22 protein-coding genes are annotated in these 25,390 nt (G+C 68.4%); 14 read left to right on the forward strand and 8 right to left on the reverse strand.

Features of this window, described 5'->3' with window-relative positions:
• The first annotated feature begins 36 nt into the window (after positions 1-36).
• The 12 genes from ABD970_RS04240 to ABD970_RS04295 all read left to right on the forward strand — a co-directional run bounded on the left by ABD970_RS04240 (position 37) and on the right by ABD970_RS04295 (position 12,827).
• Positions 37-1,173, forward strand: coding sequence for a mechanosensitive ion channel family protein (locus ABD970_RS04240; protein ID WP_345294240.1), 1,137 nt, complete (start codon positions 37-39; stop codon positions 1,171-1,173).
• Between the two features lie 232 nt (positions 1,174-1,405).
• Positions 1,406-2,998 (forward strand): carbon-nitrogen hydrolase family protein, encoded by a 1,593-nt coding sequence (locus tag ABD970_RS04245; RefSeq protein ID WP_345294241.1) that lies wholly within the window; start codon positions 1,406-1,408, stop codon positions 2,996-2,998.
• A gap of 59 nt (positions 2,999-3,057) precedes the next feature.
• On the forward strand, positions 3,058-4,911 hold the full coding sequence (gene lpdA, locus ABD970_RS04250; protein ID WP_345294242.1) for a dihydrolipoyl dehydrogenase: 1,854 nt from the start codon (positions 3,058-3,060) through the stop codon (positions 4,909-4,911).
• A 490-nt stretch (positions 4,912-5,401) separates the two neighbouring features.
• Positions 5,402-5,809, forward strand: a complete 408-nt coding sequence (locus ABD970_RS04255) for a hypothetical protein (protein ID WP_345294243.1) — start codon at positions 5,402-5,404, stop codon at positions 5,807-5,809.
• On the forward strand, positions 5,803-6,687 hold the full coding sequence (atpB, locus tag ABD970_RS04260) for a F0F1 ATP synthase subunit A (protein ID WP_425563057.1): 885 nt from the start codon (positions 5,803-5,805) through the stop codon (positions 6,685-6,687). Before ABD970_RS04255 ends, atpB begins: the two co-directional genes overlap by 7 nt.
• An 82-nt stretch (positions 6,688-6,769) precedes the next feature.
• The gene (gene atpE, locus ABD970_RS04265) at positions 6,770-7,045 is read left to right on the forward strand and encodes a F0F1 ATP synthase subunit C (protein ID WP_345294245.1); all 276 of its coding nucleotides are present in this window, start codon (positions 6,770-6,772) and stop codon (positions 7,043-7,045) included.
• A 53-nt stretch (positions 7,046-7,098) separates the two neighbouring features.
• Positions 7,099-7,569, forward strand: a complete 471-nt coding sequence (locus tag ABD970_RS04270) for a F0F1 ATP synthase subunit B (protein WP_345294246.1) — start codon at positions 7,099-7,101, stop codon at positions 7,567-7,569.
• Between the two features lie 4 nt (positions 7,570-7,573).
• On the forward strand, positions 7,574-8,101 hold the full coding sequence (locus tag ABD970_RS04275) for a F0F1 ATP synthase subunit delta (protein ID WP_345294247.1): 528 nt from the start codon (positions 7,574-7,576) through the stop codon (positions 8,099-8,101).
• Positions 8,102-8,150: 49 nt separating this feature from the next.
• Positions 8,151-9,716 (forward strand): F0F1 ATP synthase subunit alpha, encoded by a 1,566-nt coding sequence (gene atpA / locus ABD970_RS04280; RefSeq protein WP_345294248.1) that lies wholly within the window; start codon positions 8,151-8,153, stop codon positions 9,714-9,716.
• A gap of 81 nt (positions 9,717-9,797) precedes the next feature.
• A complete protein-coding gene (gene atpG / locus ABD970_RS04285; RefSeq protein ID WP_345294249.1) occupies positions 9,798-10,694 on the forward strand; it encodes a F0F1 ATP synthase subunit gamma in 897 nt (298 codons plus the stop codon).
• A gap of 136 nt (positions 10,695-10,830) precedes the next feature.
• Entirely contained in the window at positions 10,831-12,258 is a 1,428-nt protein-coding gene (atpD, locus tag ABD970_RS04290) for a F0F1 ATP synthase subunit beta (RefSeq protein ID WP_345294250.1), read from the forward strand.
• A 143-nt stretch (positions 12,259-12,401) separates the two neighbouring features.
• The gene (locus tag ABD970_RS04295; RefSeq protein ID WP_345294251.1) at positions 12,402-12,827 is read left to right on the forward strand and encodes a F0F1 ATP synthase subunit epsilon; all 426 of its coding nucleotides are present in this window, start codon (positions 12,402-12,404) and stop codon (positions 12,825-12,827) included.
• Positions 12,828-13,002: 175 nt separating this feature from the next.
• Here ABD970_RS04295 and ABD970_RS04300 read toward each other — a convergent pair whose 3' ends face one another.
• Positions 13,003-13,386 carry a GtrA family protein gene (locus ABD970_RS04300; protein ID WP_345294252.1) on the reverse strand — a complete coding sequence of 128 codons (384 nt, stop codon included), beginning with the start codon at positions 13,384-13,386 and terminating at the stop codon, positions 13,003-13,005.
• 734 nt (positions 13,387-14,120) lie between these two features.
• Here ABD970_RS04300 and glmU point away from each other — a divergent pair.
• Positions 14,121-15,491, forward strand: coding sequence for a bifunctional UDP-N-acetylglucosamine diphosphorylase/glucosamine-1-phosphate N-acetyltransferase GlmU (gene glmU / locus ABD970_RS04305; RefSeq protein ID WP_345294253.1), 1,371 nt, complete (start codon positions 14,121-14,123; stop codon positions 15,489-15,491).
• A gap of 3 nt (positions 15,492-15,494) precedes the next feature.
• Here glmU and ABD970_RS04310 read toward each other — a convergent pair whose 3' ends face one another.
• The 7 genes from ABD970_RS04310 to ABD970_RS04340 all read right to left on the reverse strand — a co-directional run bounded on the left by ABD970_RS04310 (position 15,495) and on the right by ABD970_RS04340 (position 23,219).
• Positions 15,495-16,760, reverse strand: coding sequence for a sensor histidine kinase (locus tag ABD970_RS04310; protein ID WP_345294561.1), 1,266 nt, complete (start codon positions 16,758-16,760; stop codon positions 15,495-15,497).
• A gap of 61 nt (positions 16,761-16,821) precedes the next feature.
• The gene (locus ABD970_RS04315; protein WP_345294254.1) at positions 16,822-18,159 is read right to left on the reverse strand and encodes a sigma-54-dependent transcriptional regulator; all 1,338 of its coding nucleotides are present in this window, start codon (positions 18,157-18,159) and stop codon (positions 16,822-16,824) included.
• Positions 18,160-18,322: 163 nt separating this feature from the next.
• A complete protein-coding gene (locus ABD970_RS04320) occupies positions 18,323-19,555 on the reverse strand; it encodes an ABC transporter permease (protein ID WP_345294255.1) in 1,233 nt (410 codons plus the stop codon).
• Positions 19,556-19,579: 24 nt separating this feature from the next.
• Positions 19,580-20,890, reverse strand: a complete 1,311-nt coding sequence (locus ABD970_RS04325; protein WP_345294256.1) for an ABC transporter permease — start codon at positions 20,888-20,890, stop codon at positions 19,580-19,582.
• A gap of 10 nt (positions 20,891-20,900) precedes the next feature.
• Positions 20,901-21,632: an ABC transporter ATP-binding protein gene (locus tag ABD970_RS04330; protein WP_345294257.1), complete on the reverse strand. Its 732-nt coding sequence runs from the start codon at positions 21,630-21,632 to the stop codon at positions 20,901-20,903.
• A gap of 67 nt (positions 21,633-21,699) precedes the next feature.
• Positions 21,700-21,921: a hypothetical protein gene (locus ABD970_RS04335; protein WP_345294258.1), complete on the reverse strand. Its 222-nt coding sequence runs from the start codon at positions 21,919-21,921 to the stop codon at positions 21,700-21,702.
• A 2-nt stretch (positions 21,922-21,923) separates the two neighbouring features.
• Positions 21,924-23,219, reverse strand: coding sequence for an efflux RND transporter periplasmic adaptor subunit (locus ABD970_RS04340; protein WP_345294259.1), 1,296 nt, complete (start codon positions 23,217-23,219; stop codon positions 21,924-21,926).
• A gap of 236 nt (positions 23,220-23,455) precedes the next feature.
• On the opposite strand from ABD970_RS04340, the gene glmS reads away from it, so the two are divergent.
• Positions 23,456-25,288, forward strand: coding sequence for a glutamine--fructose-6-phosphate transaminase (isomerizing) (gene glmS / locus ABD970_RS04345; protein ID WP_345294260.1), 1,833 nt, complete (start codon positions 23,456-23,458; stop codon positions 25,286-25,288).
• Positions 25,289-25,390: the final 102 nt, after the last annotated feature.

Here is a 25,390-nt window from a genome sequence, read left to right on the forward strand (position 1 = left end):
CCACCTCGCCCCGCCGCACTAGACCAGGACGCCACCATGCTGCAGGAGAACATCGGCGAAAGCCTCGACAAGGCCGGCGACAGCCTCGAAAGGGCCGGGGAGCGCGGCGTCGAGGGCGTGCAGTCCCTCCTGGAGCAGCAACTGCTCACCGTGTCCGGTGTCGAGATCACCGTCGGCGGCGTGGTCTTCGCCGCGATCGCGCTGCTGCTGACCTGGGGAATCTCCGTGCTGGCCCGGCGCGCGATCAAGCGCTACGGCGGCAACAACAAGAAAGCGAACCAGGCGGCGCTGTACACCGTGTCGCGGATCGTCCATTACAGCCTGTTGGTCGTCGGTCTGCTGATCGCGCTCAGCCTGCTCGGGTTCCCGGCCAGCAAGTTCGCCGTGTTCGCCGGCGCGATCGGCGTCGGCCTGGGCTTCGGCCTGCAGGCGATCTTCAGCAACTTCATCTCCGGCCTGATCCTGCTGTTCGACAAGTCGCTGAAGGTCGGGGACTTCGTCGAGCTCGAGTCGGGCGTGCATGGCGAGGTGCGCGACATCAAGATCCGCGCCACGACCATCGTCACCAACGACAACATCGACATCCTCGTCCCGAACTCGGAGTTCGTGACGGGGCGCGTGGTCAACTGGACGCATCGAGACATTTCCCGCCGCCTGCGGGTTCCGTTCGGCGTCGCCTATGGCAGCGACAAGGAGCTGGTCAAGCGTGCCGGGCTGGAAGCGGCCTGCGAGGTGCCGTTCACGCTTTCGAAGGAGGGCCCGCGCAAGCCGCAGGTCTGGTTGTCCGAGTTCGGGGACAGCAGCCTGAACTTCGAGCTGGTGGTCTGGCTGACCCCCGACGCGACCAAGCGGCCCAGCGCCGTGACGGCCGCCTACAACTGGGCCATCCACAGCGCGTTGCAGAAGTACGACATCGAGATCCCGTTCCCGCAGCAGGACGTCCACGTCCGCAGCCTGTTCGGGCTGAGCGAGGCCGCGGCGCTGCATGCCCTGAAGCTGGATGTCGAAGCCATCGATCGCACCGCTGCGGAGCGCAAGGCCGGGGCCGGGGAGAGCAGCAACGATGCCGTCGAGGACGTCCAGCGCGGCATCGAGGCGGATGCCGCCAGGGCGGCGGAGGAGGCAAGCGCTGCCCGGCGCGCGGCAGGGAAGGGTGGCAAGCAGGCGGAGTGAGCGACCCCGCGGCCGCGGGCCGGGCCCCCCGCCTGCCCGGCCAGCGTGATCGGGGTGCCGGGGCCGCGCACCGCCCCGGCCACGACGTCCCCGCCGCCATGGGGCATCGTGGCCCTGCCTGGGTCGCCGCGATTCGAGCGGCACGGCGCCTGGCCCTGCGGCACCAGAATGCGACACGGAAAGGCAACACCGAAACGCGATCCCGATACGAGACCCCAACACGGAGCAGCAGATGCCCAAGCGACACGCCGACGCAAAGCCGAAATTGATCGTGCGCCACATGGAACCGAAGGACTTCCCGGCGCTGGTGGCGTTGTCGGAGCGTGTCTACGAATCGGGTTACACCGAGGAAATGCTGCGTGGACAGCTGAGCCACTTCGGCGAAGGCCAGTTCGTCGCCGAGTACGAGGGCGAAGTCGTCGGCCATTGCGCGACGTTCCGCATCGACGAGGCCACCGCCATGGCGCCGCATACGTGGCGCGAGATCACCGGCGGAGGGTTCGCCTCGCGGCACGACCCGAAGGGCGACTGGCTCTACGGCATGGAGGTCTGCGTCGACCCCGACTTCCGCGGCCGGCGCCTGGGCCGCCGCCTGTACGACCAGCGCAAGAAACTCTGCCAGCAACTCGACCTGAAGGGCATCGTCTTCGTCGGCCGCTTGCCTGGCCTGCAAAGGAAGCTGAAACAGTACGGCAGCGTGGAGTCGTACATCGAGGCGGTGGAGAACGAACGCGCGCGCGACGCGACGCTTTCCTTCCAGCTGCGCAACGATTTCGTGCCCCGCGGCGTGATGCCCAAGTACCTGCCCTCGGATACCGCCTCGATGGGCTACGGCGTCCGCCTGCTCTGGCGCAACCCCAGGCGTGCAGAGAACCCCGTGATCCGGCGCCAGCAAAAGGAAGGAAGGCTGCCCGACACGGTGCGCGTGGCGACCGTCCAGTACCAGCAGCGGCGCATCGCGGACTTCGACGCCTTCGCGCGGCAGGTCGAGTATTTCGTCGACATCGCCGCCGACTACCGCAGCGATTTCGTCGTGTTTCCCGAGCTGTTCACCCTGCAGCTGCTGTCGGTGGCCAACGAGCCCTTGTCGCCCGCGGACTCCCTGCGCACCCTGACCCAGTACACCGAGCAGTTCCGCGACATGCTCAAGCGGCTGGCGGTCGCCTACAACATCAATATCATCGGCGGCTCGCACCCCACCTACGTCGAGGACGGGGACATCCACAACGTGTGCTACGTCGCCCTGCGCGACGGCTCGCTGCACACGCAGGAAAAGCTGCATCCCACGCCCAACGAGCGCTACTGGTGGAAGATCGCCGGTGGCGAGCAGGCCGCGGCGATCCTGACCGACTGCGGCCCGATCGGGGTGATGATCTGCTACGACTCCGAGTTCCCGGAGCTCGCGCGGCATCTGGTCGACCAGGGCGCCCTGTTGCTGTTCGTGCCGTTCTGCACCGACGTGCGGCAGGGTTACCTGCGGGTGCGCTACTGCTGCCAGGCCCGCGCGGTGGAGAACCAGGTCTACGTGGTGACCTCGGGCAACGTCGGCAACCTGCCCGGCGTCAACAACTTCGACATCCAGTACGCACAGAGCGGCATCTTCACCCCATGCGACTTCCCGTTCCCGCCCGATGGCGTCGCGGCGATGACCACGGAGAACACCGAAGCCGTCGCCTTCGCCGACCTGCGGCTGGATGCCCTGGTGGAGGCGCGCTCCAGCGGCACCGTGCTCAACCTCAAGGACCGTCGCCACGATCTCTACCTGACCACCTGGAGCGTGCCGAGCGAGATCGCCAAGCGCAAGGCGGCCAAGCCGGCCACGTGATCCTCCGGGCCACGGGCCCGGCACCTTAGAATGGCGAACGCATCCAGAGGAGAGTCCCCATGGCCAAGCCGATCGAAATCCGCGTCCCCGACATCGGCGGCTACGACGACGTGCCGGTGATCGAGGTGCTGGTTGCCGTCGGCGACAGCGTGTCGCTGGACCAGGGCCTGGTGACGCTGGAATCGGACAAGGCCACGATGGAAGTGCCGTCGTCGGCCGCGGGCGTCGTCCGCGAATTGAAGGTCAAGGTCGGCGACACGGTGTCCGAGGGCAGGGTGGTCGCGGTGCTGGAGGCCGGGCCTGGAAGTGGCGATGCAGGCAACGAAGGAAAGGAACCCGCAGCGGGAGAGGGTTCGGCGTCTGGCCGCGCGGCACCACCCCAGCCCACCGCTGCAGGCGGGGTTGGGAGCTCACGGCCAGCGCCTCCGGTAGCGCCTTCGCTCGCCAAGCCGGACGAATCCGCGGCGCCCTCCGCGGCAAAGGCCAGCGGTCGCAAGGCCGACATCGAATGCGGCGTGGTGGTCCTCGGCGCGGGTCCCGGCGGTTACACGGCTGCGTTCCGTGCCGCCGACCTGGGCCTGGACACGGTGCTGGTCGAGCGCTACGCCGCCCTCGGCGGCGTCTGCCTCAACGTCGGCTGCATTCCGTCGAAGGCGCTGCTGCATGCGGCGGCGGTCATCGACGAAGCGCAGCATGCCGGCGAATACGGCGTCGATTTCGGCAAGCCGAAGATCGCCCTCGACAAGTTGCGCGGTTTCAAGGACAAGGTGGTCGGCCAATTGACCAAGGGCCTGGCCGGCATGGCCAAGCAGCGCAAGGTGCGCGTGGCGACGGGTTGCGGCAGGTTCGTGTCGGCCCACGAACTGGAGATCACCGGGGACGACGGCAAGACCCGCCTGCTCCGTTTCGAGCAGTGCATCATCGCCGCCGGCAGCCAGCCGATGAAGCTGCCCGGATTCCCCTGGGATGATCCGCGGGTCATGGATTCCACCGACGCGTTGCAGCTGGGCGAGGTGCCGAAGAAGCTGCTGGTGGTCGGCGGCGGCATCATCGGCCTGGAGATGGCGACGGTGTACCGTGCGCTCGGCAGCGAAGTGACGGTGGTCGAGCTGATGGACCAGCTGATGCCAGGCGCCGACAAGGACCTGGTCAAGCCGCTGGCCGACCGGCTGAAGAAACAGGGCGTCGCCGTCCACCTCAAGACCAGGGTGGTCGAGGCCAAGGCGCAGAAGAACGGCATCGCCTGCGGTTTCGAGGGCGACAGCCTGCCCGAGGCCAAGGTCTACGACCGCGTGCTCGTCGCGGTCGGCCGCACGCCCAACGGCGGCAGGATCGATGCCGACAAGGCCGGCGTGCGCGTCGGCGAGCGCGGCTTCATCGACGTCGATGCGCAGATGCGCACCAACGTGCCGCACATCTTCGCCATCGGCGACGTCATCGGCCAGCCGATGCTGGCGCACAAGGCGACGCACGAGGGCAAGCTGGCCGCCGAAGTGGCCGCGGGCGAAAAGAAGGCGTGGGTCGCGCGCGTCATCCCGTCGGTAGCCTACACCGATCCGGAAATCGCCTGGGTCGGCGTGACCGAGAACGAGGCGAAGCAGAAGGGCCTCAAGGTCGGCGTCGGCAAGTTCCCGTGGGTCGCCAGCGGGCGTGCGATCGGATTGGGCCGCACCGAAGGTTTCACCAAGCTCATCTTCGACGAGGCCACCCACCGCATCCTCGGTGGCGGCATCGTCGGCGTCCACGCCGGCGACCTGATCGCCGAGGTGGGGCTGGCCATCGAGATGGGCTGCGAGGTCGCCGACATCGGCCACACCATCCATCCGCACCCGACGTTGAGCGAATCCGTCGGCCTGGCGGCGGAGGTCTTCGACGGGACCATCACCGACCTTTACCTGCCGAAGAAGAAGTAGCCGCCGCGGGGCGTGGTCGCTGGGCGGTGGATTTGCCGGGGAGCGCCCGGCGCGCCTTGGCCGTTCCTGCGCCGGCGCGGATCGGCCGTACACGGCGGCGGTCGTGGCCCCGGACAGCCTGCAATGCCGGTGGCAAGGCGGCCCGGACAGGCGAAACCCCGGCCTGGGCCGGGGTTTCGGGGTGACCTGCCGCAGATCGACGAGGAAGCGGAAGGCAGGTCGCGGGACGATTGACCGGCATCGCCGGAAAAGGTTCCATCCCGGCCTCGAGCGGGGCCGTGGATCCGTGCCGGAAGGCCGTTGTGGGCCGCGGCGCGGTGCGGCGGGGACGCGGGAAACGACGCAACGCGTGCTCCGGGGCCCCAGCCCGCGAGGCCGGCGGTTGCCGCTGAAAACACCCCACTGCTATACTTCGGCGGCTTCGCAGGGCCGTTTTGCAGCGGGTAGCGCTGCGGAGGCCAGTCCCCGGCAGAACGTAGAGGCCACTCGCGTGCACGATCCCATTGCCGCGGGCCGCCGCTCAGCGCTGCGTGCGGTGGCCGTCCAGGCCGCTGTCTCAGCGGCCGTCGCGCTGGGATTCCTCGTCCAGGGCCCGGCGCATGCGCTGGCCGCGGGCTGGGGCGGCATCGCGATGGTGCTGGGCAATGCGCTTGCGGCCGGCGTGGCGCTGGCCGGAATTGCCCGCGGGGGTGCGGCGTTGGCCAGGTTGATGCTGGCGACGCTTGGAAAGTGGACGATCGCCTTGTCGTGCGTGGCGATCGGACTGGGAGCGTGGCACCTGCCGCCGCTCCCGATGTTGATCGGGCTGGCAGCCGGGCTGCTGGCGTACTTGGTGGCGTTGAATCTGGGCGGACTGGATCGCAGGCCGCCGGAACTCGGGAAGCAGGGTCGATCGTGAGCGCTGAAAGCAATGCAACGGAAGCCGCGGCCGGTGGCTCCACCCAATACATCCAGCACCACCTGCAGCACCTGCAGTGGAAGGTCGGCGACAGCGCCTTCATGACCATCAACGTCGACAGCGTGGTGATCAGCCTGCTGCTGTCCGCGCTGTTCCTGGCGTTCTTCATCGGCACCGCGCGCAAGGCCACGGCCGGCGTGCCGGGCAAGTTCCAGGCTTTCGTCGAGATGATCGTGGTGTTCGTCGACGGCCTCGTGCGCGAGACCTTCCACGGCCGCAGCAAGCTGATCGCGCCGCTGGCCATCACCATCTTCGTCGTCGTGTTCCTGATGAACTTCATGGACATGATCCCGGTCGACTGGATCCCGGGCCTGTGGATGAAGGGCAATGAACTCGCAGGCCACGACCCGCACCATGCCTACATGCGCGTGGTCCCCACCGCCGACCTCAATGTCACCCTCGGCCTGTCGCTGATGGTGTTCCTGCTGATCCAGGTCTTCGGCGTCAGCCACAAGGGCGTCGGGCAGTTCGTCAAGGAAGCCTTCACCGCGCCGTTCCATGCCGAGGGCACGGTGATGAAGATCCTGCTGGCGCCTGCCAACCTGCTGCTGCGCATCATCGAGGAGCTGGTGCGCCCGCTCTCGCTGACCCTGCGACTGTTCGGCAACATGTACGCCGGCGAGCTGATCTTCATCCTCATCGCGCTGATGACGTGGAATGCCGCGTTCTCCAGCGGAATGACCTACGTGATGATGCCGTTGCAGTTCATCTCCGGCTTCATCTGGACCGCGTTCCACATCCTGGTCATCACCCTGCAGGCCTTCATCTTCATGATGCTCACGATCGTCTACCTGAGCATGGCCGCCGAGAGCCATTGACCGGCGCGACACAGAACCACCGATTCCGTTCCACCCTTCCACCCTTCGCCTTCATCTTCAATCCAGCAACACGGAGCACACCATGGAAAACATCGCCCTCTACGCCGAAGTGGCCAAGTTCACCGTCATCGCGGCGGGCCTGCTGATCGGCCTCGGCGCCCTCGGCACCGCCATCGGCTTCGCCATCCTCGGCGGAAAGTTCCTGGAGGGTTCCGCCCGCCAGCCGGAGCTGACCCCGATGCTGCAGACCAAGATGTTCATCGTCGCCGGCCTGCTCGACGCGGTGCCGATCATCGGCGTCGCCATCGCCCTGCTGCTGATCTTCGCCAACCCCTTCCTCGGCACCTTCGGCGTCTGATCGAGCGGTTCGGCTAGCGCCGGCGCACCTGCGCCGGCGTCTTGGAGCACGTCATGGATATCAACCTCACATTCGTCGTCCAGGGCATCGCGTTCTTCGCGGTCGCGTGGATGGTCATGAAGTTCGGTTGGCCGCACATCATCGCGGCCATCGAGGAACGGCAGCAGAAGATCGCCGAGGGCCTCGCTGCCGCCGACAACGCCCAGAAGAACCTCGCCCAGGCCGAAGAGAAGGTCAACGAGGAACTCAAGGCCGCGCGCGCCAAGGCCAACGAGATCATCGAGCAGGCCCACCAGCGCGCCAACCAGATCGTCGACGCCGCCAAGGCCGAGGCGATCGCCGAGGGTGCGCGCCAGAAGGCGCTGGCCGAGAACGAAATCACCGCCGCGGCCAACCGTGCCCGCGAGGAACTGCGGCACCAGGTGTCCGTGCTGGCCGTGAGCGGCGCCGAGAAGCTGCTGCGCCGCGAGATCGACGCCGCCGCCCACAAGGCGCTGCTCGACGAGCTGGCGGCGGAGATTTAAGGCGATGTCGCAAGCCCTGACCCTTGCCCGTCCCTATGCCCGCGCCGCCTTCGCGATCGCGCGCCAGGACGGCGACTTCGCGGCATGGTCCGACGCGCTCGGTTTCGCAGCGCGCGTCGCCGCCGATCCCCGGGCGTCGGCGTTGCTGTCGCACCCGAAACTAGACGACGGCGACGCAGTGGCATTGCTTGCCCCCGAGGGTGCTTCAGGGAAGTTCGCGAACTTTCTCGCGCTGCTGGCCGAGGGCCGCCGCCTCATGCTGCTGCCGGAGATCACCGGCCTGTACGAAGAGCTGCGGGCCGATGCCGAGCGGACGGTCAAGGCGACGGTGACTTCGGCCACCGAATTGCCGGCCGGCGAGCTGGACAACATCCGCGCGGCACTCAAGCGGCGCTTCGGCCGCGAGGTTCAGATCGAGTCGGCCGTCGACGAGGCGCTGATCGGCGGCGCGGTGATCGACGCCGGCGAGATCGTCATCGACGGTTCGCTGCGCGGCAAGCTCTCGCGGCTGCAGGCCGCGCTCGCCCACTAAACATCCATCAATGCAGGCCGGCGGCGACGCCGGGTTCAAGGGAACACCAATGGCAACCACCACGCTCAACCCGTCCGAAATCAGCGATCTGATCAAGACCCGCATCGAGAAGGTCAAGCTCGCCGCCGAGGCGCGCAACGAAGGCACCGTGACCTCCGTGTCCGACGGCATCGTGCGCATCCACGGCCTGGCCGACGCGATGCAGGGCGAGATGGTCGAGCTGCCGGCCTCCGCTGACGGCACCCCGACCTACGCGCTGGCGCTGAACCTGGAACGAGACTCCGTCGGCGCCGTGGTGCTGGGCGACTACGAGCACCTTCGCGAAGGCGACGTGGCCAAGACCACCGGCCGCATCCTGGAGGTCCCGACGGGTCCGGAGCTGCTGGGCCGCGTGGTCAACGCGCTGGGCGAGCCGATCGACGGCAAGGACCCGATCAACGCCGCGCAGACCGCCCCGGTGGAGCGCATCGCGCCCGGCGTTATCGCGCGCAAGTCGGTGTCTCAACCGGTCCAGACCGGCTACAAGGCGATCGACTCGATGATCCCGATCGGCCGCGGCCAGCGCGAGCTGATCATCGGCGACCGCCAGACCGGCAAGACCGCGGTGGCGATCGACGCGATCATCAACCAGAAGGGCACGGGCGTGAAGTGCATCTACGTCGCCATCGGGCAGAAGAACAGCTCGATCGCCAACGTGGTGCGCAAGCTCGAGGAGCACGACGCGATGGCGCACACGATCGTGGTCGCCGCGGCCGCCGCCGAGTCGGCCGCGATGCAGTACATCGCGCCGTATTCGGGCTGCACCATGGGCGAGTACTTCCGCGACCGTGGCGAAGACGCCCTGATCATCTACGACGACCTGTCCAAGCAGGCCGTGGCCTACCGCCAGATCTCGCTGCTGCTGCGCCGCCCGCCGGGCCGCGAAGCCTATCCCGGCGACGTGTTCTACCTGCACAGCCGCCTGCTCGAGCGCGCCGCGCGGGTGAACGAGGACTACGTTGAGCAGTTCACCAATGGCGAGGTGAAGGGCAAGACCGGTTCGCTGACGGCGCTGCCGATCATCGAGACCCAGGCCGGCGACGTCTCGGCGTTCGTGCCGACCAACGTGATCTCGATCACCGACGGCCAGATCTTCCTGGAAACCGACCTGTTCAACGCCGGCATCCGCCCGGCCGTGAATGCCGGCATCTCGGTGTCGCGCGTCGGCGGCGCGGCGCAGACCAAGATCATGAAGAAGCTCTCGGGCGGCATCCGCATCGCGCTGGCCCAGTACCGCGAGCTGGCGGCGTTCGCGCAGTTCGCCTCGGACCTCGACGACGCCACCCGAAAGCAGCTCGAGCGCGGCCAGCGCGTGACCGAGCTGATGAAGCAGAAGCAGTACGCGCCGATGTCGATCGCCGGCCAGGCGTTGTCGATCTACGCGGTGGACAAGGGCTACATGGACGACGTCCCGGTCGCGAAGATCGGCGATTTCGAGGACGGCCTGCACGCGCACTTCGCCAATACTGCCGGCGACCTGATGAAGAGGATCAACGACAGCGGCGACTGGAACGACGAGATCGAGGCCGCCTTCAAGAAGGGCATCGAGGAGTTCCTGAAGACCGGTTCCTGGTAATCGGTTCCGGCGGGCGCGTCCCGCCGTCGGGTTTGGTGGTGACAACACAGCGGGCGAAGGCCCGCGCGACAGGATGACGAGATGGCTGGTGGCAGGGAAATCAAGACCAAGATCAAGAGCGTGCAGAACACCCGCAAGGTGACGCGCGCGCTGGAAATGGTCTCGGCCTCGAAGATCCGCAAGGCGCAGGAGCGGATGAAGGCGTCGCGCCCGTACGCGCGCGCGATGAAGCAGGTCATCGGCCACCTGGCGCAGGCGAACTCCGAGTTCCAGCACCCCTACCTGGTCGAGCGCGAGGACATCAAGCGCGTCGGCTACATCATCGTGTCCTCCGACCGCGGCCTGGCCGGCGGCCTCAACAACAACCTGTTCCGCAAGCTGCTGGGCGAGTTCCGCCAGTGGCAGGAGAAGGGCGTCGAGGTCAACGTGGTGACCATCGGCCAGAAGGCGTCGGTGTACTTCCGCCGGGTCAAGGTCGGGATGCTGGCCTCGGTCACCCATCTCGGCGACCAGCCGCACGTCGAGCAGCTGATCGGCGTGATCAAGGTCATGCTCGACGCGTACGGCAAGGACAAGCCCGGCAAGGCGGCCGGGGAGGACGCCGCCCGCATCGACAAGGTCTTCCTCGCCTACAACGACTTCGTCAACACCATGGTGCAGCGCGCGGCGTTCGACCAGTTGCTGCCGCTGCCGGCCTCCGACGAGCCCATCGCGCGCCACGACTGGGACTACCTGTACGAGCCCGATGCCGAGAGCGTGCTGGAGGACGTGCTGACCCGCTACATCGAGTCGCTGGTGTACCAGGCGGTCATGGAGAACGTGGCGTCCGAGCACGCCGCGCGCATGGTCGCCATGAAGTCGGCGAGCGACAACGCCAACAAGCTGATCGACGAACTCAACCTGGTCTACAACAAGGCCCGGCAGGCGGCGATCACCCAGGAAATTTCCGAGATCGTCGGCGGTGCCGCGGCGGTTTAGTACTAGGAACAACCGAAATCGTCGGCTGCGCCGCGGCGGTTTGACCCATTCACGCGCGGGTGCGGCACGGGAAGCCAGTTATCAAGCTTCCGCCGCCCCCGCCAGAGCAGCATCGAGAGACTGAGGAAACAGAGTAATGAGCAACCAGGGCAAGATCGTCCAGATCATCGGCGCCGTCGTCGACGTCGAGTTCCCGCGCGAAAGCGTGCCGAAGGTGTACGACGCGCTGAAGGTGCAGGGCACCGAGGTCACCCTCGAGGTGCAGCAGCAGCTCGGCGACGGCGTGGTCCGCGCGATCGCGCTCGGTTCCACCGACGGCCTCAAGCGCAACCTCGTGGTCGACAACACCGGCAAGGCCGTGTCCGTGCCGGTGGGCGAGGGCACCCTAGGCCGCATCATGAACGTGCTCGGCGAGCCGATCGACGAAGTCGGTCCGATCAAGGCCGACACGCACTGGGAGATCCACCGCCAGGCGCCGAGCTACGAGGACCAGGCCGCGACCAACGAGCTGCTGGAAACCGGCATCAAGGTCATCGACCTCATGTGCCCGTTCGCCAAGGGCGGCAAGGTCGGCCTGTTCGGCGGCGCCGGCGTGGGCAAGACGGTGAACATGCTCGAGCTGATCAACAACATCGCGACCCAGCACTCCGGCCTGTCGGTGTTCGCAGGCGTCGGCGAGCGCACCCGCGAAGGCAACGACTTCTACCACGAGATGATCGAGGCCGGCGTGGTCAAGCCGGACAACTTCCCCGAGTCCAAGGTGGCGATGGTCTACGGCCAGATGAACGAGCCGCCGGGCAACCGCCTGCGCGTCGCGCTGACCGGCCTGACCATGGCCGAGTACTTCCGCGACGACATCGACCCGGAGACCGGCAAGGGCAAGGACATCCTGTTCTTCGTCGACAACATCTACCGCTACACCCTTGCCGGCACCGAGGTCTCGGCGCTGCTCGGCCGCATGCCGTCGGCGGTGGGTTACCAGCCGACGCTGGCCGAGGAAATGGGCGTGCTGCAGGAGCGCATCACCTCGACCAAGACCGGCTCGATCACCTCGATCCAGGCCGTGTACGTGCCCGCGGACGACCTCACCGATCCGTCGCCGGCGACGACGTTCGCCCACCTGGACGCGACCGTGGTGCTTTCGCGCCAGATCGCCTCGCTGGGCATCTACCCGGCCGTCGATCCGCTGGACTCCACCTCGCGCCAGCTGGACCCCAACGTCATCGGCAACGAGCACTACGACACCGCGCGCCGCGTGCAGGCGACGCTGCAGAAGTACAAGGAGCTCAAGGACATCATCGCGATCCTGGGCATGGACGAGCTGTCGGAAGAGGACAAGCAGGCCGTGTCGCGGGCGCGCAAGATCGAGCGCTTCTTCTCCCAGCCCTTCCACGTCGCCGAGGTCTTCACCGGTTCGCCGGGCAAGTACGTGTCGCTGAAGGACACCATCCGCGGCTTCAAGATGATCGTCGATGGCGAATGCGACGACATCCCGGAGCAGGCTTTCTACATGGTCGGCAGCATCGACGAGGCCATCGAGAAGGCGAAGAAGGTCGCGGCCTGACATCGAGCCCCTCTCCCGCTCGCGGGAGAGGGAAGCGCGCGCAGCGCGCAGGGTGAGGGTCCGGCGTTTCGCCGCGCCGCCCGCTCCCGCACCCCTGCCCTCTCCCGCCCGCGGGAGAGGGGGACAAGGCAGAGAAACGAGTTATGGCAAGCACCATCCGTTGCGACATCGTCAGCGCCGAGCAGGAGATCTTCCACGGCGAAGCGGAAATGATCGTGGTCACCGGCGAGCTCGGTGAGCTCGGCATCGCGCCGCGCCACGCGCCGCTGATCACCCGGTTGAAGCCGGGCAAGGTGGTGGTGACCCAGCCGGGCGGCGAGGTCCTGGACTTCGCGATCTCCGGCGGCATCCTCGAAGTGCAGCCGCAAGTCGTGACGATCCTGGCCGACACCGCGGTGCGCGCGCAGGACATCGACGAGGCCTCCGTGCTGGCCGCCAAGGCCGAAGCCGAGCGCATCCTCGCCAATCGCGGCGAGGCGATGGAAATCGCCGAAGCCCAGAAGCAGCTGGCCGAGGTCACCGCGCAGCTCCAGGCGCTCGAGCGGCTGCGCAAGAACCTCAAGCACTGATCCGTCGGCCGCCACGCGCGGGGACAGCCTCCCAAGCATCACGACGCCGGCGCAATGCCGGCGTCGTCGTTCTCGAAGGCAGCATTCGGGACGCCCAGCCACGCCCGCGCCTGGAACCGTCCAGGAAGGTCCAGGGTCCTGGACCAAGGGCGAGACGCGCCTACCGTCTCCCGGCCTACTTCCGGTACACCCACTGGCGCGACACCAGGAAGCCGATCAGGCCGAGCGCCAGTTCCACGCCCGGCTTGGACAGCCACGCCCACTTGCGCCCGAGGATGCCGTCGATGGCCTCGATCGCGACCGTGCTGGCCGCGGTCATCACTAGCCACATCATCACGAAGCGCATCAGTTGCCGCTGCCCGATGGTGTGTTCGTCGCCGGCGAAGGTGATGCGGCCGTTGAGCCAGAAGCCCAGCAGCGCGCCACTGATGCGGCCGGCGACGTTGGCCACGCCGATGCGCAAACCCAGATGGCTGAGTCCGACCATCACGCCCCAGTCGACCAGCCACTGGATCATGCCGATGAGCAGGTAATGGCGCCCTTGGCGGGTGATGCTCATGGCGCCCGCTCGCCGGCAGGCCGGGCTGCATCGGGCCCCCGCCACGGCTCGGCACCGCCAACATCCCTGAGGCCGAAAGCGCCCGTGTCGCGCATAGCCGACTGCCCGGCTGCATCGAGTGCGTTGCGGCACCGCCCATTGCAAGCAAGGCAGTGAAACGGCGGGAAGAAGCGCGGGCACGTGGAAGGCATGGCGTGCGTACTGTATCGGTAACCACGTCTGGCGCAACGCCAGGCAGGTCGCTAGCGCCAGGCCACGCAGCGGCGTTGCGCATGGCCGGCGCGCTGCCTTCGGCGAATGCGACGAAGGCGAACCCGCCGACATCGTACCGGGCTCCGGAATCCCGACCAGTATGGCCGCAGGCGTCGACCGGACGCCCAAGCCGCCCGCACCTGGGATGCGATGGCGAGGCAAGGCAGGGCGCTGCCGAGGAACATTGCCCGACGCAGCCACAACCATGTCAGCGCCGCGGGTCTCACCCATCGCGCCGGCGCGGGGACGGTTAGCCCAAGACCACGCTGGCCGCCGCAGGCAGCAACGTCAACGGGTAGCACTCCCGTGGGAGGACTGGCCGAGCCCCATCGCCATCGCGACCGCCGGGAATCCGGAACAGGCGATGGCCGAACCCGCGGTCGTGACCGGATGTCCTGCGTGACCGGTGCGCCTTGCGCCAGCCGGCAATGGCAGCGGCGGCTGCCGCTAGAATGGACCCACGACAGACACCGGGAGCCTGCATGACCGCGCCACTGCACGTCGTCATCCTCGCCGCAGGCGAAGGCAAGCGCATGAAGTCGGCCCTGCCCAAGGTACTGCAGCGGATCGCGGGCGAACCGATGCTGGGCCACGTGATCGCGGCCGCGCGGGCGCTGGCGCCGGCCGGGCTGCACGTCGTCCACGGACACGGGGGCGACCAAGTGCAGGCGGCGTTCGCCGACCAGGGGGACGTGCTCTGGGCGGAGCAGGCCGCGCAGCTGGGCACGGGGCATGCGGTGCAGCAGGCCATGCCCCAGGTGCCCGACGGCGCCCAGGTCCTGGTGCTGTACGGGGATGTCCCGCTGATCCGGCCCGACACGCTGCACCGCCTGCTCGCCGCGGATGCCCGCATCGCCGTGCTGGTCGCCGAGCTGGAGGACCCGACCGGGTATGGCCGCGTGGTGCGCGATTCGGAAGGCAACGTCCGCGCCATCGTCGAGCACAAGGATGCCGACGACGACGAGCGCCGCATCCGCATGGTGAACACCGGCATCCTTGCCGCCGACGCCACGGCGCTGAAGGGCTGGCTGCAACGGCTGTCCAACGACAACGCCCAGGGCGAGTACTACCTGACCGACGTGTTCGCGATGGCCGCGGACGAATACAACGCGGCGGAGATCGTGCGGGTGGACGATCCGGTCGAGACCGAGGGCGCCAACGATCCCTGGCAGCTGGCCCAGCTCGAGCGCGCCTACCAGCTGCGCAGGGTCCAGTCGCTGTGCGCGCAGGGCGCGCGGTTCGCCGATCCGTCCCGGGTCGACATCCGCGGCGAGGTCGCCATCGGGCGCGACGTGGAAATCGACGTTGACGTGGTGCTCGAAGGCGACGTCACGCTCGGCGATGGCGTGCGCATCGGCCCTTTCTGCCGGATCCGGGATGCCTACCTGGGCGCCGGGACCCGGGTCCGCGCGCATTGCGACATCGAGGGCGCGCGCGCCGAGGGCGCCGTCACCATCGGTCCGTTCGCGCGTTTGCGGCCAGGGACGGTGCTTGCCGATGGCGTCCATGTCGGCAACTTCGTCGAGACCAAGCAGACCGTGCTGGGCGTCGGAAGCAAGGCCAACCACCTCAGCTACCTGGGCGACGCGCGGGTCGGCAGCGGCGTCAACATCGGCGCCGGCACCATCACGTGCAATTACGACGGCGTCAACAAGTCGACCACGACGATCGGCGACGGCGCCTTCATCGGCTCCAACTCCGCCCTGGTGGCACCGGTGACCATCGGCAAGGAGGCCACCATCGGCGCCGGTTCGGTCGTCACCAAGGATGCCCCGGACGGGGAGCTCACGGTCGCCCGTGCCCGGCAGGAAACGCTTCCGGGCTGGCAGCGCCCCCGCAAGCCCGCGAAGTGAGCCCTACGCCGGCAGCGTCAAGCTGACGCACAGGCCGCCGCCGTCGCGATTGAGCAGTGCGATCCGGCCGCCGTGCGCCTCTGCGATCTCGCGCGCCAATGCCAAGCCCAGTCCGGTGCCGTTGCGCTTGGTCGAATAGAACGGCAGCAGCGCGTTGGACAGCACCGCATCGTTCATGCCGCTGCCCCGGTCCAGCACCTCGATGCGCCAGTTGCCGGGCAAGCGGCGGATGGACAGCCGGACGTCGCGCGCGGGAGACCCGGACTCGTGCGCGTTCTTGAGCAGGTTCAGCAATCCCTGCTCCATTTGCGCGGCGTCGAACCGGGCGACCCCGTCCGACGGACTGAGGTCGGCGACGAATTCGACCTGCGCATGCAACTGGTCGACGAAGCGCTGCCATTCGATCGCCTCCAGACGGGGGGCCGGCAGCTTGGCGAAGCGCGCGTAGTCGCGAATGAAGCCTTCCAGGTGGCGCGCCCGATCCTCGATCGTCGCCAAGGCATTGGGCAGGCGCTCGTATTGCCCGCGCCGCAGCAGTTCGGCGCCCGAGTGTGCGAGCGAGGCGATGGGGGCGAGGGAATTGTTGAGTTCGTGGCTGATGACGCGGATGACCTTCTTCCAGGTCTGTACCTCCTGCCGGCGCAGCTCGGCGGTCAACAGGCGGAGCAGCACCAGCTCGTGCGGACGGCCGTTGAGCCGGAACGTCCGGCGGGACAGGTGGTAGATGTCCTCTCCGCCGCGTTCAACGTCATCGTCGTCGCCGACGGTGAACATCGCATCGCCGCCGCGCTCGAAGGCCTCGCGCACGGCGTCGTCGGTGCCGGCGATGAGGTCGTCGAAGCCGCGGCCCTCGATCTTGCGTCCCTCGCCGAAGAGCTTTCGCGCGGCCAGGTTGCCCAGCACCACGCGCCGCATGGGGTCGACCAGGACCATCGCCACCGGCGTGTTCTGCACCATGGTGTCGAGCAGCAGCTCCCGCTGCACCAGGGCGAGCCGCTGGTCGCGCAGGGTGTCGCCGAGGCGACGGTGGCTGTCGACCAGCTCGCGCAGTTCGCCCTGGCCGTTCCACGACACGCCAAAGCTGTAGTCGCCGTCGCGGTAACTCGCGACGCTGCCCGCCAGCGCGCGGAACAGCGAGTGCATCGGCGCGAAAGCGCGGTGCACGTGGTACGCGAGCAAGGGCGCCAGCAGCAGGACGGCGGTGGCGGCCGCGACCCATGGAACCAGCCATCGCGACAGCAACAGCGCCCCGGCCGCCGCGGCCAGCATGTACGCGCCTGCCAGCGCGGCGTAGACCAGGGTCAGCGGGAGGCGCTGCCACCACCGCATCTCAGTCGCGCCGGATGCCGTAGCGGTCGAGGCGACGGTACAGCGCCTGGCGCGACAGGCCGAGTTCGGCGGCCGCCTGCGCCAGCACGCCGCCGTTGCGCTCGAGCGCGGCCTGGATCTCCGCGCGGTCCGGTTCGTCGGACGTCGCGGTGCCGGTCGACGATGCCGCCGGCAGGCCAAGGTCGGACGCGGACACGACGTCGCCGCGCGCGAGCAACGCGGCGCGCTGCATGGTGTTGCGCAGCTCGCGCACGTTGCCGGGCCAGCCATGGCGCATCAGGGCGCGCGCTGCGTCCTCGCCCAGTCGCTTGCCCCCTGGCAGGAAATGCCGGGCCAGGGGCAGGATGTCGCGCGGGCGTTGCGCCAGCGCCGGCAGGCGGAGCAGGATGCCGTTGAGGCGGTAGTACAGGTCTTCGCGGAACTTGCCTTCCGCGATCAGCGACTCCAGGTCGGCATTGGTCGCGCTGACGATCCGCACCTTCACCGTGCGCTCCCGGTTGCTGCCCAGCCGCGCGAACCGCCCGGTTTCCAGCACGCGTAGCAGCTTGACCTGTCCGGCCAGCGGCAGGGTGCCGATTTCGTCGAGGAACAGCGTGCCGCCATCGGCCGCCTCGAACTTGCCCTCGCGCGCCTTGCTGGCGCCGGTATAGGCGCCGGCCTCGGCGCCGAACAGCTCGGCCTCGATCAGCTCGCCCGGCAGCGCGCCGCAGTTGACCGCGACGAACGGGCCGCCGCGGACGCTGGAATTGGCATGCACGATCTCGGCGTACTTCTCCTTGCCGGTGCCGTTGGGGCCGGCGATGAGGACCGGGATGTCGGAACGCGCGACCTGGCAGGCCAGGCCCAGCGTCTGTTCGCTGGCATCGTCTGCGTAGACCACGCCGCGCAGGTCGAAGTCCCGCAGCAAGGCCTCGCGCCTGCGCTTCTCGCCGTGGCGCTCCTGGCTCAGTTCCCGCCGCGCCTGCGCCAGTTCGAGCAGGTTGTTCACCGTGGCCAGCAGCTTGCGGTCGTCCCAGGGCTTGCCCAGGTAATCGGCGGCACCGGCCTTGACCAGGTCGATCGCGGATTCCAGGTGGGTCCAAGCGGTCAGCAGGACGACCGGCAGGTCCGGGTGGCGGTCGCGGATGGCATGGAATAGCGCGATGCCTTCCTCGCCGGACGTGGTGTCGGCGTGGAAGTTCATGTCCTGGATCACCAGGTCGAAGGTGCCCGCCTCGAGCGCCTCCAGCCCGGCAGCCGGCGAGTCCGCGCTTGCCATGTCGATGTCGTGCAGCGAGAACAGCGTTTCCAGCGCGACCGCGACGGAGGGGTTGTCATCGATGACGAGGATGTTGGGCATGTCCGCCGTACGCCAGGCCAGGAAAGGGTGTCCGCCGGGAACTTAGTCGCGTGGGGCCGACGCAGGCACGCCGGCCCGGTTGCGATCGTTGCAGCAGGTCCCCGGCTCGCCGCCCCCGCCGGCTGCCGGCATGCCGGCAGCCGTCAACCGCCCCCGCCACGGATCATACGCTGCGCGTCGCCACCGCCGGCGGCACCGCGGCCGCGCGCCGCGCCGGCCAGAACACCGCGGCCTGCCCGAGCAGCCATAGCACCAGCGCACCGATCGGCAGGTAGGCCAGCGGCAGCCGGGGCAATTCGTAGCGGCCCATCAGCAACTGGTTGATCGCATAGGCCAGCACCATGCCCAGCACGATGCCCACCGTGGCCAGCAGGAAGTTCTCGGTCTGGAAGTAGCGCAGGATCTGCCCCCGGGTCGCGCCCAGCGCGCGGCGCACGCCGATCTGCTTGGTGCGTTGCTGGACCCAGAAGCTCGCCAGGCCGACGATGCCGAGGGCGGTGACCACCAGCAGCGCCACGATCACGGCGACCAGCAACCACGCCATCGAACGGTCCTGCCGGTAGTAGTCGGCACGGACCTGCTCGAAGGTCCTCGCGTCGTCTTCGGAGATGATGCGCGTCGGTCCGCTGGATTCGAGCGTCTGCAACGCGGCACGGAGCACCTCCTGCCGCCGCGAAGGATCGTCGACGCGCAGCACGAAGCCGCCGCTGTCGTAGGGCATCCGCACCGGGAACAGCAGCGAGTAATCGGACTCGGCTTCGCCGCCGATCTCGTTGGGGCGGGTCAGCCGTTCGACCACGCCCACGACGCGGTGCGGCGGGTCGCCCCAGCTGTAGATCGACTTGCCGACCGCGCTTTCGCCGGGGAAGAGCTTTTCCGCCACCGTCCGGGTGAGGATGACGGCAGGGATGCCGCGCTGGTCGCCAGGCGTGTTGAGGGCGTCCCATTCCACGAACTCGTCCGGCTGGAAACCGCGGCCCGCCACCAGGGTCAGTCCGAAAGCCTCCAGGGTCTGCTCGCTGCCCAGGTAGGTCGCCGCGCCGAGGTTGGGCTGCTCCTGGTCCTGGACCAGGTTGACCGAGCTGTTCCAGGACGAGTTGCCGAACGGGATCTGATTGACCGAGGCCGCGGCGGTCACGCCGGGAATCGCGCGCAATGCGGCGAGGTCCGCGCGCGTCACCGCCGCGGATTGCTCGTCCTTGGCCATGCCGCGGACGCGGACGGTGACCAGCGTGTCTTCGGCCAGCCCGCTGGGCTTGTCCATGCGTTCGATGCGCGACTGGATCAGGAACAGCGCGTTGCACACGATCGCGCACGACAGGGCGATCTCGAGCACGATCAGGGCCGCGGCGGTCTTGTGCCGCAGCAGCGTGGAGAGGATGGGGCGGATGTCCATGGGATGCTCCGGGAAAGACGTCGGCTACAGCGACTTGAGCTGGAGGGCGGGCGGCACCTGCATCGCGCGCCAGGCAGGCAGCAGCCCGGCGAGCAGGCTCGCCACGAGCGCGAGGGCGAAGGTGGTCAGCAGCATCGCGGGGTCGAGCTGCACGAACTCGGCGTAGTTGGTCGGCTGCTTGCGCACGGCCCACAGGCCTAGCATGGCGAAGCCCAGGCCCAGCACGCCGCCGGCCAGGCCGATGGTGGCGGCCTCGACCAGGCACTGCAGGAAGATCGACCGTCGCGAGGCGCCCAGCGCCCGGCGCACGCCGATCTCGCTGCCGCGCCGGAGGAACTTCGCCAGCAGCAGGCCGACCGTGTTGACCAGGCAGACCAGCAGGAAGCCGAACGCCAGCCACATCTGCAGGCGGACGTCGCCGGGGATGACCTGGTTGTAGTCCAGCCACGTCATCACGTCGCTGAGGCGGACGTTGGTCGGGCGCTCGAACCGGCCACTGGCGCGTTGCTGGTCGGAATAGTTGGCGAGGTAGGCACGGTAGTCGTCCGCCCTGGCCGGGTCGTCAAGCTCGATCCAGTACTGGACCCAGGCGCAGGGCGCGTTCAATGCCTGCGCTCCGTCGGGATCGGCGCTGGTGTCGCCCCAGCAGTTCATGTTGCCGCTGCTGCCGTAGTCGAACTCGCGCGAGGTCGTGAACGGCAGGAAGACCTGTTCCTCGGTGCCATAGGACCGTTGGGTCATGTCGTAGAAGCGGGGCGCCATCCGCCAGCGGTCGAGTACCCCCACGATCCGGTAGTCGGTCTGGTTGAGGCGGATGGTCCGGCCGACGCTGTCCTCGCCACCGAACAGGCGGTCGTTGAGCTCCTTGGCGATGACCACCACCCTGGCGCGTGCCTCGTCCTCGGCCGCGGTCCAGGGGCGCCCATGGGCGAAGGGTGCCTCGAACATCGGGAAGAAGTCCGCCGAGGTGTAGCGCGATTCGATGGTGAATGGCGTCAGCCCCGGCGTCGACGGCTCCACCGCGAGCCCGCCGCCCGACATCATCACCTGCCGGTCGGCACGCCCGTCGCGCAGCAGGGCCTCGGCGTCGAAACGCGTCATCTGCGTCTCCGGGTCATCGCCGGGCGTGAAGCCGCGCATGGCCGCAGGATCCATCTGCACGTAGAACAGGCGGTCGCTCTTCTGCGGGATCGGGTCGCCGGAAAGCACGTGGAACACGGTCAGGGTGGTCATGCTGGCGCCGATGCCCAGCGCGATGGCGAGGACCATCAGCAGGGTCAGCACCCTGTTGCGCCGGAAGCTCCTGATCGCGAGGTTGAGGTAGTAGGCGAACATGGCGCGCTCCTCAGGAAGCGACGGGGGTGGCGCCGTCTTGCGCGCGATGCGCCAGCCGGCTCAGGCTCGGCTCGACCGAGATGTCCGTGGCCATGCCGTCGACGATGTGGACGTTGCGCTGTGCGCGCGAGGCCAGCTCCGGATCGTGGGTGACCATGATGATCGTGGTGCCCTGCTGGTTGATGTCCTCCAGCAGCTCCAGCACGCTGCGGGCCATCTGCGAGTCCAGGTTGCCGGTGGGTTCGTCCGCGAGCAGCAGGCGCGGGGAACCGGCCAGGGCGCGCGCGATCGCGGCGCGTTGCTGCTGGCCGCCGGAAAGCTCGGCGGGGAAATGCTTCATCCGGGAACCCAAACCGACCATGCCGAGCGAGTCCTCGATGCGCAGCTTGCGTTCGCTCGCCGGCATGCCGCGATAGCGCAAGGGGACGTCGACGTTGTCGAACAGGTTGAGGTCCGGGATCAGGTTGAACCCCTGGAAGATGAAGCCGATCTTCTGGTTGCGAAGCCGGCTGCGCGCGTCGTCCGACAGGCCCTTGACGTTCTCGCCGTCGAGCACGTACTCGCCGTCGGTGAAACTCTCGAGCAGGCCGGCGATGTTGAGGAAGGTGGTCTTGCCGGAACCGGAAGGACCGGTGATCGCGACGAACTCGCCTTCCTTGACGTGGAGGTCGAGCGAGCGCAGTGCGTGCGTCTCGACCAGCTCGGTGCGGTAGACCTTGGTGACCTGGCGCATGTCCAGCATGGAAGGTTCCTTTTTCGATGGGAGGGGTGGGGCCGGTCCGCGCGAACGCGGACCGGCGGGCAGGGGGTCAGCCGATGCGGAACAGCATCGGCTCGGCGCGGCCGGGATGGCCGAGGAAGCGTGGCCTGCGCCCGGCGGCGCGGAAGCTGCAGGCGTTGGCGGAGGGCACGGGACCACCGTCGCGACGCGCATGGAAGTCGAGGATCTCCGAAAGGCGCACCGGGGCCGCGTCGGCGAGCTCCTGCGAAGTCCAGTGGAGGTCGAAGGGATACTGCAGGGAAGCGTTCATGGTCACTGTCCTGAGATGCGGATGCGTTCCGCGTTGTCGAACTGGTTGCTGCCGGAGACGACGATGCGTTCGCCCTCCTGCAGACCCGAGAGGATCTCCACCGCCGCCAGGCTGCTGGCGCCCGTCTGGATCGGACGACGCACCGCCGTGTTCCCATCCACCACGTAGGCGAAGCGCCCGCCGTCCTGCTCCAGGAATGGGCCGCGTTCGACCTTGAGCACGTTGCGGCGGGTGTCGAGCACGATGCGTGCCGACAGGCGCTGGTTCTGGCGCAGTCCCGGGGGCTGCTTGCCGTCGGTGAAGCGCAGCCGTGCGGTCACTTCGCCGTTGACGACTTCCGGCGACACCGCGGCGACTTCGGCGGGGAAGGTCTGGTTGTTGCTGGAAATCCGGGCCGGCATGCCGATGCCCAGCTCGCGGGCGAAGCTTTCCGGCACCTTGATCTCGACCTCGAACCGGCTCAGGTCGACGACGGAGAGCACCGGTGCATTGGCGGCCACGTTGGTGCCCTGCGCGACCTGCACCTGGCCGACCTGGCCGTCGAACGGCGCGCGCAAGGTGAGCGCGTCGACCTGGCGCTGCATCTCGGCGACCACGGCCTGCTGGCGGTCGGCGAGCAGGCGCTTGTTGCGCGTGTCCAGTCCGGCGCCGCGTCCCTGAAGGCCCAGGTCCTGGCGCGCGTGGGCGACGCCGATCTCGGTACGCTTGAGCTCGTCCCGCGCCTTGGCCACGTCCACCTGGGCGACCGCGCCGCCCTCGAAGCCGCGCTGATAGCGCTCCAGGTCGCGCTGCGCGGCGATGCGTTCGATCTCGGCCTGGTCGAAGGCCTTGCGCGCGGCGGAACGCAGCAGCTGGGCGTCCAGCGTTGCGCGCCCGGCCTCGGCCTGCAGGCTGGCCAGGGTGGACTGTTCCTGGACCAGCCGGCTGCGCAGTTCCGGGCTGTCGATGACGGCCAGCGCCTGCCCTTTCCCGACCGCATCGCCCGCCACGACCTTCAAGGCGACCGTGCCGCCGGCGATGGCGTAGAGCGTCGGGCTGTTGGCGGCGATGACCCGGCCGTCGGCGGAGATGTCGCGGACCAGGTCGCCGCGCTCGACCTCGGCGATGCGCAGCCGGGCGGCGTCGAAGGAGCGTCCGCCGCCGGCCCAGCCGGCGACCACCCAGGTGACCAGGGCAAGCAGTGCGGCGCCCGCGCCCGCGGCGACCAGCCAACGCTTGCGCCGAAGGGGAGAAGCCGAGGGCCGCGACAGGACCTGGTCCTGTGCGGCGGTATCGCGGATGCGGGGACGCTGCTGCATGCTTGCCATGGGTGAGGGTTGCCTGCCCTTGCCTACGCAATCCCCGTGCCAATTGCAAGCTATTGATTTTATGTGATTTTATCGATTGTCAGAGTGTCCGCCCGGACACTCCGTCCGTCCGGCCGGACGCTTCGGCGACGTCCGGCGTTTAAACTTGCGCACGGTGCCTTCGCGTCCTGCGGGGGCGGCATCCGGGTGCACCGGATGCGGCCAACACACAACACGGAACAACCCCTATGTGCGGCATCGTCGGCGCGATCGCGGATCGCGATGTGGTTCCCCTGCTGATCGAAGGCCTGCAGCGCCTCGAGTACCGCGGCTATGACTCGGCCGGCATCGCCGTGGTCGACGACGACCACGTGCGCCGCGTACGCCGCACCGGGCGCGTGTCGGAGATGGCCGCCGCCGCCGAGCAGGAAGGCTTCAGCGCCAGCCTGGGCATCGGCCACACGCGCTGGGCCACGCATGGTGGCGTCACCGAGGGCAACGCGCACCCGCACATCAGCCACGACGACCTGGCGCTGGTGCACAACGGCATCATCGAGAACCACGAGGCGCAGCGCGAGCGATTGTCGCAGCTGGGCTACGCGTTCGATTCCCAGACGGACACCGAGGTCATTGCCCACCTCATCCACCACCACCGCTCGCAGGGTCTCGACCTGCTGGCCGCCCTGCAGGCCAGCGTGCGCGAACTCGAGGGCGCCTATGCCGTCGCGGTGATCAGCAAGCGCGATCCCGGGCGCATGGTCTGCGCGCGCATGGGCTGCCCGCTGCTGATCGGCCTGGGCGACGGCGAGAACTTCATCGCCTCCGACGTCTCGGCGATCCTGCAGGCGACGCGGCGCGTGGTCTTCCTGGAGGAAGGCGACACCGCGGAAGTGACCCGCGAACAGGTGCGCGTGTTCGACGCCGACGGCAATGCGATCGAGCGGGAGACGCACGTCTCCGACGTCTCGCTGGCGTCGATGGAACTCGGGCCGTACCGGCACTACATGCAGAAGGAGATCCACGAGCAGCCGCGGGCGATCGCGGACACGATCGAGGCGATCATCGACGACAAGGGATTCTCGCCGGAACTCTTCGGCAAGGACGCGGCCGAGGTGCTCGGCGACGTCACCGGGGTGCAGATCCTCGCCTGCGGCACCAGCTACTACGCGGGCTCCATCGCGCGCTACTGGATCGAGGAGATCGCCGGGCTGCCGTGCAGCGTGGAGATCGCCAGCGAGTACCGCTACCGCAGCGCGGTGGCCGACCCGAAGCACCTGGTCGTGACCATCTCGCAGTCGGGAGAAACCCTGGACACCATGGAGGCGCTCAAGTACGCCAAGTCGCTCGGCCACGACAGGACGCTGTCGATCTGCAACGTGCCGGAGAGCGCGATCCCCCGCGCCAGCCGGCTCGTCTACTACACACGCGCCGGCGCCGAGATCGGCGTGGCCTCGACCAAGGCCTTCACCACCCAGCTGGTGGCGCTGTTCGCGCTGACCGCCACGCTGGCCAAGATGCACGGCCGGCTGGACGAGGCGCGGGAAGCCGAATACCTGGAGGCCCTGCGCCACCTGCCCGGAAGCGTGCAGCACGCGCTGAACCTGGAGCCGCAGATCGCGGTGTGGGCGGACCGGTTCGCGCCCAAGCAGCATGCCCTGTTCCTGGGGCGCGGCGTGCATTACCCGATCGCGCTCGAGGGCGCGCTCAAACTCAAGGAAATTTCCTACATCCACGCCGAGGCCTACCCGGCCGGCGAGCTGAAGCATGGCCCGCTGGCGCTGGTGGACGCGGCGATGCCGGTGGTGGTGATCGCGCCCAACGACCGGTTGCTGGAGAAGGTTAAGTCCAACATCCAGGAAGTCCGGGCCCGCGGTGGCGAGATGTACGTGTTCGCCGACGCCGACAGCCACTTCGGCGAGTCCGAAGGCGTGCACGTCATCCGCACCCCGCGCCACGTGGGCGTGCTCAGCCCGATCGTCCACGCCATCCCCGTGCAGCTGCTCGCCTACCACGCCGCGCTGGAACGCGGCACCGACGTCGACAAGCCGCGCAACCTGGCCAAGAGCGTGACCGTGGAATAGCGTAGGGCGGGCCTTGGCCCGACTTGGCCCCTGCGCGGGCGGCGAGCGAAAACGACAGGTCATGGTGGGCCGAGGCCCACCCTCCGTCGCCTGCCATGCGTT

This window comes from Luteimonas vadosa (assembly GCF_039543545.1).
In the GTDB taxonomy this organism is placed as follows: domain Bacteria; phylum Pseudomonadota; class Gammaproteobacteria; order Xanthomonadales; family Xanthomonadaceae; genus Luteimonas; species Luteimonas vadosa.

Bases quoted from the DNA above. Each gene is read 5' to 3' on its own strand.
- ABD970_RS04240 (WP_345294240.1), top strand. From the start codon at position 37: ATGCTGCAGGAGAACATCGGCGAAAGCCTCGACAAGGCCGGCGACAGC.
- ABD970_RS04245 (WP_345294241.1), top strand. From the start codon at position 1,406: ATGCCCAAGCGACACGCCGACGCAAAGCCGAAATTGATCGTGCGCCAC.
- lpdA (WP_345294242.1), top strand. From the start codon at position 3,058: ATGGCCAAGCCGATCGAAATCCGCGTCCCCGACATCGGCGGCTACGAC.
- atpE (WP_345294245.1), top strand. From the start codon at position 6,770: ATGGAAAACATCGCCCTCTACGCCGAAGTGGCCAAGTTCACCGTCATC.
- ABD970_RS04270 (WP_345294246.1), top strand. From the start codon at position 7,099: ATGGATATCAACCTCACATTCGTCGTCCAGGGCATCGCGTTCTTCGCG.
- ABD970_RS04275 (WP_345294247.1), top strand. From the start codon at position 7,574: ATGTCGCAAGCCCTGACCCTTGCCCGTCCCTATGCCCGCGCCGCCTTC.
- atpA (WP_345294248.1), top strand. From the start codon at position 8,151: ATGGCAACCACCACGCTCAACCCGTCCGAAATCAGCGATCTGATCAAG.
- atpG (WP_345294249.1), top strand. From the start codon at position 9,798: ATGGCTGGTGGCAGGGAAATCAAGACCAAGATCAAGAGCGTGCAGAAC.
- atpD (WP_345294250.1), top strand. From the start codon at position 10,831: ATGAGCAACCAGGGCAAGATCGTCCAGATCATCGGCGCCGTCGTCGAC.
- ABD970_RS04295 (WP_345294251.1), top strand. From the start codon at position 12,402: ATGGCAAGCACCATCCGTTGCGACATCGTCAGCGCCGAGCAGGAGATC.
- ABD970_RS04300 (WP_345294252.1), bottom strand. From the start codon at position 13,386: ATGAGCATCACCCGCCAAGGGCGCCATTACCTGCTCATCGGCATGATC.
- glmU (WP_345294253.1), top strand. From the start codon at position 14,121: ATGACCGCGCCACTGCACGTCGTCATCCTCGCCGCAGGCGAAGGCAAG.
- ABD970_RS04310 (WP_345294561.1), bottom strand. From the start codon at position 16,760: ATGCTGGCCGCGGCGGCCGGGGCGCTGTTGCTGTCGCGATGGCTGGTT.
- ABD970_RS04315 (WP_345294254.1), bottom strand. From the start codon at position 18,159: ATGCCCAACATCCTCGTCATCGATGACAACCCCTCCGTCGCGGTCGCG.
- ABD970_RS04320 (WP_345294255.1), bottom strand. From the start codon at position 19,555: ATGGACATCCGCCCCATCCTCTCCACGCTGCTGCGGCACAAGACCGCC.
- ABD970_RS04325 (WP_345294256.1), bottom strand. From the start codon at position 20,890: ATGTTCGCCTACTACCTCAACCTCGCGATCAGGAGCTTCCGGCGCAAC.
- ABD970_RS04330 (WP_345294257.1), bottom strand. From the start codon at position 21,632: ATGCTGGACATGCGCCAGGTCACCAAGGTCTACCGCACCGAGCTGGTC.
- ABD970_RS04335 (WP_345294258.1), bottom strand. From the start codon at position 21,921: ATGAACGCTTCCCTGCAGTATCCCTTCGACCTCCACTGGACTTCGCAG.
- ABD970_RS04340 (WP_345294259.1), bottom strand. From the start codon at position 23,219: ATGCAGCAGCGTCCCCGCATCCGCGATACCGCCGCACAGGACCAGGTC.
- glmS (WP_345294260.1), top strand. From the start codon at position 23,456: ATGTGCGGCATCGTCGGCGCGATCGCGGATCGCGATGTGGTTCCCCTG.